Origin of the sequence: Kribbella ginsengisoli (assembly GCF_039537185.1) — a bacterium.
Lineage (GTDB): Bacteria > Actinomycetota > Actinomycetes > Propionibacteriales > Kribbellaceae > Kribbella > Kribbella koreensis.
In genome coordinates, this window is the sequence record NZ_BAABAA010000007.1 from 162,065 (window position 1) to 177,832 (window position 15,768).

A 15,768-nucleotide genomic window follows, 5' to 3' on the forward strand; every position below is an offset into this window, starting at 1 on the left:
CCCCGGGTTTTTCGCTTAGTGCTTGAGGGACGGCCAGAGTTCGAGGAAGGCGATCCGCGAAGCCTCACCACGCTGCTCCTCGGCAGCATGCAGCCGCCCGTAGGAGAACGAGTTCCCGCCGTCCAGGAACACCTGTACCGCGAGCAGCCGCAGCAGGTCGCGGGCCACCACGCTGTCCTGGTGATCGCCGAGCACCTCCTGGACCTCCTTCGCCCGCGACACCAGGCCGGCCGCCTCGTCGCCGAGGACCGGGAGGGCCGACTCAGCGGCGTACCGGAGTCGTTTGGAAGCTTTGCGTACCTCGTGCAGCTCGTGGTCCTGCTCGGCCGTATCCTCTGCGTCTTCCATCCGGCGGACGGCCTTGCTCATCCGCTTCCAGTCGTGCTCGAGCAGCTCGGGCAGCTGCTTGGCCGCCTTACGCGTCTCGCCGATCAACGGCGGGTCGGCGACCAGCTCGTCCAACGCGTCGAGCAGGCGGAAGTACCGCTCGCTCTCCAGCGCGGCCAGCGCCTCGACCCGGGCGGCCTTGTAGACCGAGCGCAGGTGGGTGTCGATGTAGGCGCCGACCCTGCCCATCATCAGCTCGACGGGCTGCTGGCCGACGGCGGTGCTGAAGTGCTCACGCAGTACTTCGGCATCACGCGCGCCGCCCAGCTCGCCCGCGAGCCACTTCAGCTCGTCACGCAACCGATCGCCCACCTCGCGATCGATGACCGGCCGGTACGTCGCCAGCGCGGACCGCAGCCGCCGCGTCGCGACCCGCATCTTGTGGACCGAGTCGGGCACGTCACGGCGTACGCCAGGGTCGCGCTCGTGAATCGCCTGGACCTGCGCGATCGCGTAGGCGCGGAAGAGGTCGGCCGTGGTCGGCTTCGTGGGCAGCTCCCACTGATCTTGCTTCGGCACCCGGTCGCCGAGTGCCCGCGCGAGCTTGCTCGGGCCGGACGCGGGCTTGGCACCGGCTCCGCGGAGCAGCGGTTCGGCGGCCTCGAGGAGGTCGGTCTCGCCGTTGACGAGCTCGACCTCCCACTCCCGCCAGCTCTCCGACTCGCCGTCGACGGTCGAGGTCACCTGGTCGTCGGCGATCTCGGCGAGCACCTCGCCGTCGGCGTCCAGCAGGCGGTGGACGATCCGCCGCGTGTTCAGCGTCACCACCGGGAGAAGCTCGCGGTCGCGGGCATGCACGCGGACGATCCGGACCACCTGGATCGGCACCTTGCGCACCGCGCGGCCGAGCGGGTGCCGGATCTCCAGCCGCTCGCCGGCGGCCATCGGCAGCTTCACGTGCCAGCCGTCGTCCTCACCACCGGTGCGGCGTCTGAGCGTCACCTTGTTGGCAGCCAGGTCGAGGCCGGCGGTGTCGAAGTACACGGCCTCCAGGTCCAGCTCGACGGGCTGCGCGACACTCGCGACGCCCGGCAGCTCCAGCAGCAACGGCAGGATCGCGTGCTCGTCGACGTCGTACTTGGTCTCGATCTCAAGCTGCTCAGTCGGCGACATGACCCTTGTTTACCAGTCGGCCCCAATCAGGCACACCCGGTTCAGCGTCAAGATTCCCGGCCGGCCAGCACCCTGAGTTCGGCCCTGAGCCGCTCCAGATCACGATCCTGTACGCCGCTCCGCCCGGCGCCCGCTTCTTGCGGCCCGGCCTGCCGTCGCCGGCTCCACTCGAGCCCGGCCGCCAGCGCGACGATGACGAAAAGCATCACTCCCATGACCCACCTCCGGCTTCGCTGGTTCCGCCAACTCCAAAGTGCGCCCAGAATGGTCCAATGGACAGGTCCAATCAGAGCGCGGTCGGTAGGTCCAAAGCCGGTGCTGACTTCCTCCAGCTCCGTCCCGAGGAAGCCCCACCCGGCGGCCTCGCCGAATGGCTGGCCACTGAACTCCGCACAGCAATCGCCGACGGCCGCTTGGCCCTGGGAAGCCGTCTCCCGCCAACCCGCCAGCTAGCGGCCGAACTCCAGGTCTCCCGAGGCGTCGTAACCGAGGCCTACCAACGCCTAACCGAAGACGGCCACACCACCGCCCGAGGCCGAGCCGGCACCACCGTCGTAGCCGCCCCCATCTCCACCACAGCGTCGAAGCGCCCGTCCCCTCGCCCGACCGCCGCTGCCGAGCGCGGCCCCGGAGTCGCTCCCTCTCTCTCCCGCCGACGCGGGGCAGCGGGGGCGCTGCCGGGGGAGCCGGGGGACGAGATTTTCGAGGCTATGCGGGCGGTGCCGGCTCGGTTCGATTTGACGCCGGGGGTGCCGGATCTGGCGGCGTTTCCGCGGGCTGCTTGGTTGAAGGCGGAGCGGGCGGTGCTGAGTGAGATGTCGGCGTCTGCTTTTGGGTACGGCGATGCGGCTGGTGCGCCGGCGCTGCGGCTGGCTGTGGCGAACTGGATCGCTCGCAACCGCGGGATCAAGGCCGACCCGGCCGATCTGATCATCGTCGCGGGTGTCTCCCAAGCACTCGCCCTGATCTGCCAGGTACTCGGCAGCGAAGGCATCACCGAGCTGGCCGTCGAGGACCCGGGCTCACTCGGCTCCCGCCAGCACCTGCAGATCTGGGGCATGCGTACCCCACCCGTCCTGGTAGACGAAGGCGGCCTCCGCGTCGACGTACTCCGCGAGACCGGCGCTCCAGCAGTCCTCGTCACACCGGCCCATCAGTTCCCAACGGGCGTAGTACTGGACGGTGAACGGCGCCGCGAGTTGATGCAGTGGGCCATCGACGGCGGGCTCATCATCGAGGACGACTACGACGCCGAACACAGGTACGACCGCCCGCCCGTCCCCGCAGTACGGGCGATGCTCGCCGAGCAGGTCATCTACACCGGCAGCGTCTCCAAGATCCTCGCCCCCGCTCTGCGCATCGGCTGGATGCTCCCACCCCCGCGCTATCGCGACCAGTTGATCGCCGCCAAACGCCACGCAGACCTGGGCAACGCCGGCCTCCCCCAACTGACCCTCGCCCACCTGATGGAATCCGGCGAACTGGAACGCCAACTCCGCTTCGTCCGCCGCCGCCACCGCACCCGCCGCGACGCCATGATCACCGCCATCAACAACCACTTGCCCACAGCAACAGTCCACGGCGCCGCCGCCGGCCTCCACCTCAGCATCACGTTCCCCGAGCGCCTGGACGACATAGCCCTGGCGACCGCGGCTCTGGCCCAAGGCGTGAAAACCCAACCCTTGTCCTGGCACACCCAACACCCAGGCCCACCCGGCCTGGTCCTCTGCTACGCGGCCCGCACCCCTACCGAGATCACCACCGCCATCACCCTGATAGCCACCGCCCTAACCCAGACCTGACCCCCACCCCGACCAACCCCCAACTCATCCGCCAACAGCCCGACCCCGACACAACAACCAGCCAGGCGGCAAAGCCCTTCGGGGAAAGGGGGTTGGGGTGACTACTACCCCCGAAACGATACAAAAGGCTCCCCGGCCTCCAGGAAATCCTCCCCAGCCTCCGATCGGGGGCGTGGGTTCGGATTTGGTTGCAGGCGGCAATGGTCGGATCGCCACGCATGCGTAACTCGACAGGCAAGCGTTTGCCTCTGGCGTGTCGGGGCGGTTCGCGAGGGTTATGCGTGCGCGGCGGGGCCGGCCCGAACCAGAGGGCCGCCGGTGATGCAGCCGTGGACGGGGTTGGTTGTCAGCGGGCGTGGCAGGGACGCGGTTGGTTGTCAGCGGGCCCGGCGGGGACGGGGTTGGTTGTCAGCGGGCGCGGCGGGGGCGTGGGTTCGGATTTGGTTGCAGGCGGCAATGGTCAGATCGCCACGCATGCGTAACTCCACAGGCAAGCGCTTGCCTCTGGCGTGTCGGGGCGGTTCGCGAGGGTTACGCGTGCGCGGCGGGGACGGGGCTGGTTGTCAGCGGGCGCGGCGGGGACGGGGTTGGTTGTCAGCGGGCGCGGCGGGGGCGGGGTAGGACGAGCGGGGTGCCGGTGAGGGGATCCTCGATCACCTCGCAGGCTAGGCCGAAGACGTGCTCTACGAGGGCTGCGGTGACGACCTCGGTGGGTTTGCCCTGGGCGACGATTTCGCCTGCTTTCAACGCGATCAGATGGTCGGCGTAGCGGGCGGCGAGGTTGAGGTCGTGGAGGACGAGGACGATGGTTTTGCCTCGGTCGCGGTTGAGGTCGTGGACCAGGTCGAGGATCTCGAGTTGGTGGGCCAGGTCCAGGAAGGTCGTGGGTTCGTCCAGGAGCATGGTCTCGGCGTCTTGGGCCAGGGCCAGGGCGATCCAGACCCGCTGGCGTTGACCGCCGGACAGTTCGTCCAGGGAACGGGTCGCCAAGTCCGACGTACCGGTTGCTTCCAGCGCGGCGGCGACGACGCGCTCGTCTTCGGCCGACCACTGGCGGAACCAGCGTTGGTGCGGATGACGCCCGCGCCCGACGAGGTCGGAGACGGTGATGCCGTCGGGCGCGACCGGCTGCTGCGGGAGCATGCCGAGCTTCGTCGCCAGCGTGCTCCCCGACAACCCGGCCAGGTCAGCACCATCCAGATACACAGCACCGCCTTTCGGCGCCAGCAACCTGGCCAGCCCGCGCAACAGCGTCGACTTCCCACACGCGTTGGCCCCGACGATGACCGTGATCTGCCCGGCGGGGATCTCGACGGACAGCCCCGTGACGACCGGCGTCGCGTCGTACGCGAGGCTCAGCCGGTCAGTGCGCAGTACCGCCATCAGGTCAGCCTCCTTGCCCGACGCGGTTCGCGCGGGCCATCAGAATCAGCAGGTACGGCGCGCCGAGGAACGCCGTGACGACCCCCACCGGCAGCGCCGTCGGCGCGAACAGCTCCCGCGCGAGCAGATCGGAAGCAACCACCAGCAACGCCCCGATCGCCCCCGCGGCAAGCAACCCAGCGACGCGCTCGGCGACCAGCCGGCGAGCGAGCTGCGGGGCGACGAGCGCGACGAAACCGATCGGTCCAGCCGCCGCCGTCGCCAGCCCGGCCAGGCCGACTCCGACAGCTATCAGCAGCCCTCGGGACAGCTCGACCCGACCCGCGAGCGTGCGAGCGAGGTCGTCGCCCAACTCGAGAAGCCTCAGCTGTCGCGACCCAGCCATCGCCGCCGGTACCAGGACCAGCAACGTGATCCCGATCAGCATCACGTGCGGCCAGGACCGTCCGGCGAGACTCCCGGCGAGCCACATGGAGGCGCTCTTCGCCGCGTAGATGTCGGCCAGCGTGAGCAGGTACGCGGTGATCGACCCGACGATCGCGGTGACACCGATCCCGACCAGCACCAGGCGATACCCGAAAATCCCTTGTTTATAAGCAAGAAGATAGATAGCCGTCGCTGTCAGCAAGGACCCCACGAGCGCGCCGGCCGGGAGCCAGCCCATCGACGTACCGAAGATCGTGATCATCAGTACTGCGGCCAGCGCCGCTCCCGCGTTGATCCCGATCAGATCCGGACTGACCAACGGATTGCGCGCCAACCGCTGGAAGATGGCCCCCGAGATCGCGAACGCGGCACCGACCCCCATCCCGACCAGCACCCGAGGCAACCGGTTGTTGACCACCACATCCGTCATGATCAAAGAACCGTTACCCGCCAGCGTATTGAGCACGTCCGACAACGGAATCTCATAGTCGCCAAGCGTCAGCGATATAGCGGCGATCGCCAATGCGGCAACCCAAGCAGCCGTCGAGACGACGAGGCTGGCGACGTCGACCCGGGTCGAGAACGGGCCGATCCGGACCGCCCTCACGGCGTCGCCCACACAGCGCGCGACTCCACTGCGTTCCCCTTCACAGCTCGGCCAGTTTGCGGCGGCGGACCAGGGCGATGAAGAGCGGGGCGCCGATCAGGGCGGTGATGATGCCGACCTGCAACTCGTCAGGACGTGCGACGAGGCGGCCGGTGACGTCGGCGAGTAGGAGGACGGTCGGCGCTAGGACGAGGGAGTAGGGCAGGATCCAGCGGTAGTCGGCGCCGACCAGGGCCCTTGCGACGTGCGGCACAGCCAACCCGACGAAGGCGATCGGGCCGGCCATCGCGGTCGCGGTACCGGCGAGCAGCATGACCGCGAGTGCCGCCAACAAACGAACCACCCAGATCCTGGTACCGAGGGTCGCAGCCAGGTCTTCACCCAACGCCAGCTGGTTGAGTGATCGACCAAGAGCCAACGCCAAGACGATCCCCACGGCAATGAAAGGCAGCGCCTGCGCAACGATCGCGCTGGTTGCCAAGGTCAACGATCCGACGACCCAGAAGCGGAATTCGTTCAAAGTCGAGAGGTCGAGCAGAGTGATGGCCGACGTCACCGACCCAAGCAGAGCGGAGAGCGCCGCCCCGGCCAGCGCTAGCTTGACCGGCGTCGCGCCCCCTCGACCGACCGACCCGACGAGATAGACCACGACGGTCGCAACCAACGCCCCACCCATCGCAAACCACACGTAGCCAGTGAGCGACTGGATCCCCAGCAGGCCGATCGCAGCGACCACGGCCAGCGCGGCGCCCGCATTCACCCCGAGGATGCCCGGATCGGCCAGCGGGTTGCGCGTGATCCCCTGCATGACGGCGCCGGCCAGCCCGAGGGCAGCACCGGCCAGCAGGCCTACCGCAGTACGGGGGAAGCGCAGGTACCGGATCACTCGGTCCGTGTCCGATCCGGTGAAGTCGGCCGCCGCGACGAAGACGTCATGCGGACCGAACCACTGATTCCCGGCCACCAACGACAGCAACACGGCCCCCAGCAGCACGACACAGGCGACGGCGAGCCCGCCCGCCCGCAACCCGCCGCCCCTTACCCGGCCAAACCCATCACGGAGACCAGAGCCCTTCACCGCGTCCGGGCCCTCGACCGCGACCAGGTTCTTCACTTGACCAGGTCGGGGTGGATCAGCTTCGCGATCAGTTCGGTGGAGTTGGCGCCGCGTACGCCGGCCGAGTGGTGCGCGAACAACCACGGATACACGTGCTTGTTCTTCACCGACTTCAGATTCGCGTACGCCGGATTGCTCAAGATCTTCTGCACATCCGGCTGGACCTGCGCCTCTGTCAGCGACGCGTCGCAACACCCGCTGATCAGCACATAGTCGGGGTCGCGCTTGATGAACTCCTCGACGCTGACCTTCACGTTCCGCTTCGACGTCAGGTCGGCGAAGGCGTTCACCCCACCGGCCTGCTTGATCAGCACCGACCCGAAGTCCGGCCCACCCGACACCGTCAGCCCGCCACCCTCCAGCCCTGGGCGCAGGATCGCCACGGTCGGCCGGTCCGCACCCTTGACCTTCGCCTCAACAGCCGCGATCCGCTTCTGCTGGTCGGCGATCACCTGCTCGGCGCGGTCGGAGACGTCGAACAGCTTGCCGAGATCGCGCAGATCGGCGTACACGTTGTCCATCGAGACGGTCGACGGGTCGATCGCCTCGTCGCCCTTGCCGTCCGCGGTCGGGCAGAGCGGGCTGAAGATCCAGGTCTGCACGCCGAGGTCCGACAGGCTCTTGCGGCTGCCGAAGCTCTCGTCGCTGCCGCCGCCACCGAACACGTCGTTGAAGCCGGAGAGCACGAAGTCGGGGTTCTGGCTGAGCAGTTCCTCACGACTCGGCAGGTTCTTGTAGTACTTCGCGTCCTGCTGCGCCGCGGCGTACTGCGGCAGCACCTCCGCGTCCAGGTACGCCGTCCCGACCAGCCGGTCCGAGATCCCCAACGCGTGCGCCATCTCGATCGCCGGCTGGTACGCCGCGAACACCCGCTCAGGCGGCCCGTCGACGGTCAGGTCGATCCCGCAGTTCTTGACGGCGACGGCACCGGCGGCCGGCCCCGCTGTGGCGGCACCTCCGCATCCGGTGGCCAGGGACAGTACGACGACAGCAGCAACCAGCGTTTTCACGCGCGCCTCCAGCACCTCGTGGACGGTGTGACACGCCGTGGCCGGTCTCCTGGCTGACGGGAACCGCGCTCCAGGGTCTGACCTTCCCAGCCAACCTCGGCCAGTGGTCTCCACAACAGAACAACCCCGGAACATCCCGATCACAGTGGCGAGGGCCGCATCGGCATCACACCGATTTCCCGAACACCACGACCCCGCAACCGTAACCCACCTGCAACCCAGTCGCAGAAACCACCCCGGGAACAGGATGGTGAACCGGTTCAAGCACCAACGGAGGGCGGGCACCCCTGCGCGAGAAGGACGACAAGTCGGCAGGATCCCCAACCCCAGCCCCCAGCCCCCAGCCCGAAACATCTCAGGGGTTAACCCCTGAGATGTGGGGTTGCCCAGCGGGATTCTCGGGGGGCAACCCAGCAACTGAAGGGTTAACCCCCGAGATGACGGTGGGCGGCGACGGTCGGCGGGGTCAGCGGGGGTAGAGGTCGGCGGGGTCAGCGGGTGTAGAGGCCGGACATGGTCAGGACGAAGCTGGCCATGTCGTCTTTGTCGGTGGTGCCTGCGGGGAGGGGGACCAGGTCGACGATCTTGTCGGTGCCTACTCGGATGATGGAGCGGCCGGTGACGGTGTCTACGTAGGCTTCGTCGCCGAGGGGCATCGGGAAGGAGGTCGCGGCCTTGCTGATCGGAGCGGTGATGGCTGCGGCGTCCTTGACCCGGCGGACGGTGGAGTAGAGGACGCGGGTCTTGGTGAGCCAGGCGCAGACGATGTCGCCGGCGTCGGTCTCGCCGTCGCGGCGGACCGAGGCTTCGATCCCCATCACCTTCGTGGCGGCTGACGTGCCGCGCTCGCACTCCGGCCGGGTGATGTACGGCGCAGGCTCCGGCAGCCCCCCGGTCTGTTGGGCCGCGTCCTGGGCCAGTACTACGTACTTCGCCAGCGTCGCCGGCGGCCCACTGATCTTGCGCAGCTTGCCGTCGGCCAGGAACACGACGAAGCGGCTGGTGCCGAATCCGCCCTGCCCGACGGTCAGCGACTTGGCCGGCTCGCCCTTGGTCGCGTCGTAGGCCTTGCGAACCGCCGCCAGATCCGCGGCCGTCGCAAAGAAGGCGGACGTGCCAACTCGTAGTACCGGCCCGGACGAGTTGCTACTCAACCCGAGCTCGCACTGGTCGTACGTCGGGAAGCCCAGCTCCGGCAGCACCGGCTTCGGCTGGATCCGCACCACCGGAACACCCAGCGTCGTCTGCACGAGCGTCTGGTTCATCCGCACGCACAAGGTGTCGGCCACCTTGGAGGTAGGCGGCGTACTAGGCGTCTCCGACGGCGTAGAGGTCGGGGTAGGCGTCTCGGCGGGCGTAGTGCTGACTGACACCAGCGGCGGCACACTGGGCGCCGTCTCGCCTCCAGGACCGCCGCACCCGGCCAGCAACGCAGTACTGCCGAGCAGAGCGACCACCAACCGAGTACGCATGGTCACAGAGCCTAACCGCAAGCCCTACTCATGGCTCTCGATGAACTCCTTCGTCTTGGCGATCGCGAACCCCCACCCCTGATGCACCGTCGGCGCCGGCGGGATCGCGATCTCGTCCGGATTCGTCAGTACGTCGATCAGCACCGGCCCCGTAGTACCCAGCGCCTGCGAGACCGCCGAGTCCACGTCACCAGGCCGCTCGACCCGAATCCCGGTCAGCCCGATCGCCCTCGCCACCTCGGCGAAATCCGGGTTCGCCAACTTGGTCCCGTACTCCGGCAGCCCGACCTGCTCCATCTCCAGCTTCACCATCCCGAGCCGCCCGTTGTTGAACACGACCAACTTGACCGGCAACTCGTACGCCACCGCCGTGATCAGGTCCCCCAACAGCATCGACAACCCGCCGTCACCGCAGAACGCCACCACCTGCCGCGACCGATCCACCGCCGACAACCCGAGCGCATGCGGCATCGCATTGGCCATCGACCCCAGGTTGTACGACCCGATCAACCGCCGATCCCCACGCATCCGCACGTACCGCGCCAGCCAGACCGTCGACATCCCCGTGTCACTCGTGAACAGCGCATCGTCAGCCGCATGCCGATCCACCGCCGCAGCGAGCAGCTCCGGCCGGATACGCGCATCCGGGTTGTCCACCTTGCGCCGCAGCAACCCCTTGGGCTTCCGGTCGAACCCAGGATCCGTGAACTGCACCTGCCGCTCCCGCCAAGCCGCGTACGACTTCCGCGCCTTCTCCAGATGCGCAGTAGACGTCTTCTGCTCAAGCAAAGGCAGCAACTGCGCAAGCGTCGGCTGCGCGTGCCCAACCAGCCCGTGGTCGACCAGCACCCGCCGCCCGATGTGCCCACCCCGCACATCCAGCTGCACGACGGTCTTCCCCGACGGCAGGAACTCCCGGTAGGGGAAGTCGGTCCCCACCAGGAACAGCACGTCACACCCGTCAAACGCCACCTTGCTCGCGTGATTGCCCAGCAGCCCCGACTGCCCGACCTCCTGCGGCAGATTCTCCTCGAACCGCTCCTTGGCCTTCAGCGTGAGCACAGCGGGCGCTGCCAACAGCTCCGCGAGCTGCTGCACTTCAGCCAGCGCCTCCCGCGCTCCAGCACCGACCAGCAGCGTCACGTTGTCCGCAGCGTTCAGTACTGCCGCCACCTTCGACAGCTCAGCCGCATCAGGCACTGTGTGCGACGCAGGCTCGAGGAACTGCGGCACCGGCGTACCGTGCGGCACCTCTAGACCGCCAACGTCACCAGGGATCGACAGTACGGCGACACCGCGCTCCGCGAGCGCCGCATTGACCGCCTGCTCGATCAGCCCCGGCGCCTGCTCGGCAGTGGACACCGTCGCAGTGAAGACGGCGACATCCGCGAACAGCACGTCGTTGTTGACCTCCTGGAAGAAGTCACTGCCGATCTCCTCCCGCGGCACCTGCCCACAGATCGCCAGCACCGGCACCCGCGACTTGGCCGCGTCGTACAGGCCGTTGAGCAGATGGATCGCCCCCGGCCCGACCGTCCCCATACACACACCCAGACGACCGGTGAGCGACGCCTGCGCTCCAGCAGCGAAGGCACCCGCCTCCTCATGCCGTACGCCGATCCAGTCGACCCGGTCCTCGCGCCGGATCGCATCGGTGACCGGGTTGAGGGCGTCGCCGACCACACCCCACACCGAGGTCACGCCATGCGAGGCCAGCGACTCAACCAGCAACTCCGCGACAGTGCTCACTGCAGCCAGCTCCCTAGGGTCTGAATACGTCCGGATCCGCCTGTACCCAATCGCGGGCCCAAGCCTTCGACACGTCATGAATGCCGCCCAGCAGCTGCCCCGGCGCGAGGTGCTCGAACAGGTCGGCATAGCTCTCGGTACGGGCGTGGTCGACCCGCCGGAGCAGCATCCGCGGCTCCAGCTGTTCCGGCCCTTCCAGCCCCATCGACGCGATCACCTGCATCGCCGACTCGACCGTCTCGCGCTGGTAGTTCGCCACCCGGTGGGTCTTGTCGGCGACGTCGAGTGCACGCATCCGGCGAGGGTCCTGGGTCGCGACGCCGACCGGGCAGGTGTTGGTGTGGCAGGTCTGCGCCTGGATGCAGCCGGTCGCCATCATCATCGCGCGGGCCGCGTTGGTGTAGTCGGCGCCCTGCAGGATCCGCTTCACGACGTCGACACCAGTGGCGACCTTGCCGCTGGCGCCGATCTTCACCCGGTCCCGCAGCCCGACGCCGGTCAGCGCGTTGTGCACGGTCAGCAGGCCCTCGGTCAGCGGCGTACCGATGTGGTCCTCGTACTCCTGCGGCGCCGCGCCGGTCCCGCCCTCGGCGCCGTCGACCACGATGAAGTCCGGAGTGATGCCCTCGGCAACCATCGCCTTGCAGATCGCCAGCACGTCGGTCCGCGAGCCGACGCAGAGCTTGAAACCGGCCGGTTTGCCGCCGGCCAGCTCGCGCATCCGGGCGATGAACAGGACCAGTTCGCGCGGCGTCGAGAACACCTGGTGATACGGCGGCGAGACGACCTTCTTGCCGACCGGTACGCCGCGGACGGCCGCGATCTCGGGCGTCACCTTCGCGCCGGGCAGCACCCCGCCAAGACCGGGCTTCGCGCCCTGGCTGAGCTTGAGCGAGACGAGTTTGACCTGGTCGTCGGCGGCCTTGTCCCGGAACTGGTCCGGGTCGAAGCCGCCATCGGCGTCCCGCGTCCCGAAGTACCCGCTGCCGATCTCCCAGACCAGGTCGCCACCGTTGCGGTGGTACTCGCTGATCCCGCCCTCACCGGTGTCGTGCGCGAACCCGCCGCGCGCCGCACCCCGGTTGAGCGCCTCGATCGCGTTGGCGCTGATCGCGCCGAAGCTCATCGCCGAGACGTTCAGCAACGCCATCTCGTACGGCGCAGTGCAGTCAGGCCCGCCGATCCTGACCCGTGGGACCTGCTCGGCGACCGGCTTCGGCGCGGTCGAGTGGACCAGGTACTCGTACCCGACCTCGTTCACGTCCCGCTCGGTCCCGAACGGCTGCTCCTCGTTGGTGCCCTTGGCGCGGGAGTAGATGGTCGAGCGGGTGTCGCGGTCGTACGGACGGCCGTCGTAGTTGCGCTCGATGAAGTACTGCTGCAGCTCCGGCCGGATCTTCTCCAGCAGGAACCGCAGATGCCCGATGACCGGGTAGTTCCGCAGGATCGAGTGCTTCTTCTGGATCACGTCATGGATGCCGACCGCAATCAGCAGGACCACGATGCCGAGCAGGACGAAAAGCAGCACCATGCTCTCGAAGCTACTCCGTCGATCCCGCCGGGCCCGGCAGGAGCGCCTTGCGGACCGGTTACGTCGACTCGGCCCGCAGATCACGCTGCCGGACCGCGTGCTCGTCGGTCCGGGCGTCGTACCGCCAGAACTCCCGCAGCCAGACCGCAGTACCGACGACTCCGACGACACAGAGCGCCCCACCGCTGACGATCGCGGTCCGTACGGTCGTCAGGTCGGCCACCAGGCCCGAACGCGCCTGTCCACCGAGCGGACCGAGCGAGTAGCCGAGCATCTCGATCCCGGCCAGCCTGCCGCGCATCTCGTCCGGGATGGTCTGGTTCCAGATCACCGACCGGAACAGCACCGACACCATGTCGGCGCCGCCCGCGATCGCGAAGAAGCCGATCGCGAACCAGATGTTCGGCGCCAGCCCGGCGATCCCGACCGACGCGCCCCAGACGATCGTCGCGCAGACGACCGCCCGGCCCTGGTGATGCACCCGCTTGGCCCAGCCGCTGGTCAGGCTCGCGCACATCGCGCCGATCGCCTCGGCGCTGTAGAGGAGACCGAGCAGTTTCGGCTCCTTCAGGATGTCGGTCGCGAACGCCGGGAACAGCACGATCGGCATCGCCAGGAACATCCCGACCATGTCGACCAGGTAGGTGGCGAGCAGGTCCTTGCGCCGGTAGGCGTAGACGATGCCCTCGCCGATCCCGCGCAGGCTCGGCGGTTTGCTGTGCTCATTCGTCTTGTACGACCCGAGCCCGGCGTACAGGCTGGTGGCGATCACCAGGCCGGTCAGCTCGATCCCGAACGCCCAGCTCACCCCGGCCGTGCCGACCAGTACGCCGCCGAGCGCCGGACCGGCGAGCTGGCCGATCTGCATGGTCAGCGACATCAGCGCCACGCCCGCGGCCATCTCGTCGTGCTTGACCACCCGCGGGAAGAGCGCCTCCCGGCTCGGCCGCTGCAACGAGGTGGCGATCGCGTTCAGCCCGCCGCAGACGTAGATGAGCCAGATCTGCGGATGCGCCAGCAGCGAGTTGGTCAGCATCAGCGCGCAGATCAGCGCCTGGGCGACACCGGTCGCGACCAGCATCTTGCGGCGGTCGACGTGATCGGCCAGCGCACCGCCGTACAGGCCGAAGACGACCAGCGGGACGATCGTCACCAGGCCCATCGCGCCGACCGCGAAGTTCGAGCCGGTCAACTGGTAGAGCTGGAACGGCAACGCCACGTAACCGACCATGCCGCCGAGGAAGAACACCGAGCCGGAGACGACCAGGATCCGGAAGTCCCGCGACCCCCGCCACGGCGTCAGATCGATCTTCAGGCGGGCCAGCCGGGTCCGGAAACTTGTTGCCACTGGCACATAGTGACAGCTGGATCGCCCGAGGATGAACCCATTTCCGTCCTACTGTCGGCCGCATGATCTCGAACCTCAAAGCCCATGCCCGGGCGTTGGCCGTTCTCGCCACCGGTGCGGCGGTCGCCGGCACCGTGTTGCTGGTCCCGACGGCCGCGCAGGCGAAGACCAGCGCCACCACCCAGGCCTCGAGCGCCACGACCACGGCCGCCGTGAGCGACCTGCTGAAGCCCGGCCAGATCCTGAAGCCGGGGCAGTACCGTCGCTCGAAGAACGGCGTCTACACCTTCATCATGCAGGCCGACGGCAACGCCGTGCTCTACAAGAACGGCAAGACCCCGGTCTGGAGCACGGCGACGAACAAGAAGTCGTCGGCGATCGTGATGCAGAAGGACGGCAACCTGGTCGTCATCTCCGGTCGTACGCCGGTCTGGGCCAGCGGCACGCACGGCAGCACCAACGCCATCCTCGCTGTGCAGAACGACAGCAACCTGGTGATCTACAACTCCCGCGGCAAGGCCGCCTGGTCGCGCTGGATGGTGATGGTCACCCTCGGCGCCGGCCGGGTGCTGCCCGCCGGCCAGATGCTGTACTCGCACAACCGGATCTTCCGGCTGCAGATGCAGTCCGACGGCAACGCGGTGATCGTGAAGAACGGCAAGACGCCGATCTGGAGCACCCGGACGATCAGCAAGGGCGCGTTCGCGACCATGCAGACCGACGGCAACTTCGTCGTCTACACCGCCAAGAAGAAGCCGCTGTGGTCCAGCAGGACGACCCGCAAGGGCTCGGTCCTGCAGATGCAGGACGACGGCAACCTGGTCGTCGTCTACGGCCGTACGCCGGTCTGGGCCAGCGGCACCGGCGGTCGCTGACGCTGGTCGACAACCCTCCGGACCGCCGTTGCATCAACCTGCAACGGCGGTCCGGCCACCGTGGCCGGTTGAAGCCCTACCGTCGGACGAATGAAGGCATTCACCGCACTCCTCACCGCCGCGCTGGCCACCGCAGCCGCCTTGGTGGTCACCCCCGCCGCCCAAGCAGCTCCCACGTCGGCCACGGCGGTCGCCGACCAACTACTCCCCGGGCAACGGCTGAAGTCGGGTCAGTTCATCCGGTCCAAGAACGGTGTCTACACGCTCCGGATGGCGAACACCGGCACGGTCCAGCTGCTCAAGAACGGCTTCGAGGAACCGCTGTGGTCCTCGTGGACCTATCGGCCGGGATCCGTTCTGGTACTGAGCAAGACCGGCACCCTCGACGTCATCTACGGCCGGACGAAGATCTCATCGATCGGCCCGAAGAACGCCCCGAACGCCAAGCTCGTCCTGCCGGACACCGGCAACCTGACGATCCTGAACACCGCCGGCAAGGCGGTCTGGAACCGGCACATGGTGATCGAGACACTCTGGCCGAGCTTCATGATCCACGCGGGGGACGCGAACGGCCGGGACCTGGTCATGTACTCGCAGAACCGCATCTACACGCTGCAGATGCGGACCGACGGCAACCTGGTGTTGCTGAAGAACGGCAAGACCGTGCTGTGGAGCACCGGCACCAAGAGCGGATGGACCGCCGGGCTGCTCTCGGACGGCACCTTCGAGACGCTCAACCTCGGCGGTGACAGCGTCTGGCGGATCGAGACCCGCAGCCCCGGCACCATCCTGCAGCTCAGCAACACCGGCGGGTTGCGGCTGATCTACGGGCGCACGGTGGTCGAAGTCCTGCACTGAGTTCGGCGAACTACTCGGGCGGCGGTCTACACGCCGGACGGCTGTTGCATGTTGCTGCAACAGCCGTCCGGCGTTTTGGCCCGGCGACTC

Annotated in this window: 13 protein-coding genes and 1 riboswitch; of the genes, 3 read left to right on the top strand and 10 right to left on the bottom strand. The window is 68.1% G+C overall.

The annotated features are described in order from the left end of the window. Positions 1-15: 15 nt before the first annotated feature. Both ABD768_RS24270 and ABD768_RS24275 read right to left on the bottom strand, forming a co-directional pair. Complete coding sequence (locus tag ABD768_RS24270) at positions 16-1,500, bottom strand: CYTH and CHAD domain-containing protein (protein ID WP_343970885.1); 1,485 nt, start codon at positions 1,498-1,500, stop codon at positions 16-18. Between the two features lie 47 nt (positions 1,501-1,547). Next, complete coding sequence (locus ABD768_RS24275; protein ID WP_343970888.1) at positions 1,548-1,715, bottom strand: hypothetical protein; 168 nt, start codon at positions 1,713-1,715, stop codon at positions 1,548-1,550. Between the two features lie 57 nt (positions 1,716-1,772). Between ABD768_RS24275 and pdxR the strand changes: the two genes are divergently transcribed. Then, positions 1,773-3,302, top strand: coding sequence for a MocR-like pyridoxine biosynthesis transcription factor PdxR (gene pdxR / locus ABD768_RS24280; RefSeq protein ID WP_344844322.1), 1,530 nt, complete (start codon positions 1,773-1,775; stop codon positions 3,300-3,302). 594 nt (positions 3,303-3,896) lie between these two features. On the opposite strand, the gene ABD768_RS24285 is transcribed toward pdxR, so the two are convergent. The 8 genes from ABD768_RS24285 to ABD768_RS24320 all read right to left on the bottom strand — a co-directional run bounded on the left by ABD768_RS24285 (position 3,897) and on the right by ABD768_RS24320 (position 13,945). Next, positions 3,897-4,685 (bottom strand): ABC transporter ATP-binding protein, encoded by a 789-nt coding sequence (locus ABD768_RS24285; RefSeq protein ID WP_344844325.1) that lies wholly within the window; start codon positions 4,683-4,685, stop codon positions 3,897-3,899. 4 nt (positions 4,686-4,689) lie between these two features. After that, a complete protein-coding gene (locus tag ABD768_RS24290; protein ID WP_344844328.1) occupies positions 4,690-5,730 on the bottom strand; it encodes a FecCD family ABC transporter permease in 1,041 nt (346 codons plus the stop codon). A 28-nt stretch (positions 5,731-5,758) separates the two neighbouring features. After that, entirely contained in the window at positions 5,759-6,832 is a 1,074-nt protein-coding gene (locus ABD768_RS24295; protein ID WP_344844331.1) for a FecCD family ABC transporter permease, read from the bottom strand. Next, complete coding sequence (locus ABD768_RS24300) at positions 6,829-7,845, bottom strand: ABC transporter substrate-binding protein (protein WP_344844334.1); 1,017 nt, start codon at positions 7,843-7,845, stop codon at positions 6,829-6,831. The genes ABD768_RS24295 and ABD768_RS24300 overlap by 4 nt, the downstream gene beginning before the upstream one ends. Positions 7,846-7,867: 22 nt before the next feature. Then, positions 7,868-8,051, bottom strand: a riboswitch (cobalamin riboswitch). 285 nt (positions 8,052-8,336) lie between these two features. Further along, a complete protein-coding gene (locus tag ABD768_RS24305; protein WP_344844337.1) occupies positions 8,337-9,317 on the bottom strand; it encodes a hypothetical protein in 981 nt (326 codons plus the stop codon). A gap of 24 nt (positions 9,318-9,341) precedes the next feature. Then, positions 9,342-11,066: a thiamine pyrophosphate-dependent enzyme gene (locus tag ABD768_RS24310; protein WP_344844339.1), complete on the bottom strand. Its 1,725-nt coding sequence runs from the start codon at positions 11,064-11,066 to the stop codon at positions 9,342-9,344. 13 nt (positions 11,067-11,079) lie between these two features. After that, on the bottom strand, positions 11,080-12,597 hold the full coding sequence (locus tag ABD768_RS24315) for an FMN-binding glutamate synthase family protein (protein ID WP_344844341.1): 1,518 nt from the start codon (positions 12,595-12,597) through the stop codon (positions 11,080-11,082). 58 nt (positions 12,598-12,655) lie between these two features. Next, a complete protein-coding gene (locus tag ABD768_RS24320) occupies positions 12,656-13,945 on the bottom strand; it encodes an MFS transporter (protein ID WP_343970913.1) in 1,290 nt (429 codons plus the stop codon). Between the two features lie 62 nt (positions 13,946-14,007). Between ABD768_RS24320 and ABD768_RS24325 the strand changes: the two genes are divergently transcribed. Beyond that, complete coding sequence (locus tag ABD768_RS24325) at positions 14,008-14,820, top strand: hypothetical protein (RefSeq protein WP_343970916.1); 813 nt, start codon at positions 14,008-14,010, stop codon at positions 14,818-14,820. Between the two features lie 90 nt (positions 14,821-14,910). Further along, positions 14,911-15,678: a hypothetical protein gene (locus ABD768_RS24330; protein WP_344844344.1), complete on the top strand. Its 768-nt coding sequence runs from the start codon at positions 14,911-14,913 to the stop codon at positions 15,676-15,678. Positions 15,679-15,768 lie beyond the last annotated feature (90 nt).

Excerpts from the sequence above, each read along its gene's own strand:
- ABD768_RS24285 (WP_344844325.1), bottom strand. The coding sequence starts at position 4,685 with ATGGCGGTACTGCGCACTGACCGGCTGAGCCTCGCGTACGACGCGACG.
- ABD768_RS24305 (WP_344844337.1), bottom strand. The coding sequence starts at position 9,317 with ATGCGTACTCGGTTGGTGGTCGCTCTGCTCGGCAGTACTGCGTTGCTG.
- ABD768_RS24275 (WP_343970888.1), bottom strand. The coding sequence starts at position 1,715 with ATGGGAGTGATGCTTTTCGTCATCGTCGCGCTGGCGGCCGGGCTCGAG.
- ABD768_RS24270 (WP_343970885.1), bottom strand. The coding sequence starts at position 1,500 with ATGTCGCCGACTGAGCAGCTTGAGATCGAGACCAAGTACGACGTCGAC.
- pdxR (WP_344844322.1), top strand. The coding sequence starts at position 1,773 with ATGGACAGGTCCAATCAGAGCGCGGTCGGTAGGTCCAAAGCCGGTGCT.
- ABD768_RS24330 (WP_344844344.1), top strand. The coding sequence starts at position 14,911 with ATGAAGGCATTCACCGCACTCCTCACCGCCGCGCTGGCCACCGCAGCC.
- ABD768_RS24315 (WP_344844341.1), bottom strand. The coding sequence starts at position 12,597 with ATGGTGCTGCTTTTCGTCCTGCTCGGCATCGTGGTCCTGCTGATTGCG.
- ABD768_RS24325 (WP_343970916.1), top strand. The coding sequence starts at position 14,008 with ATGATCTCGAACCTCAAAGCCCATGCCCGGGCGTTGGCCGTTCTCGCC.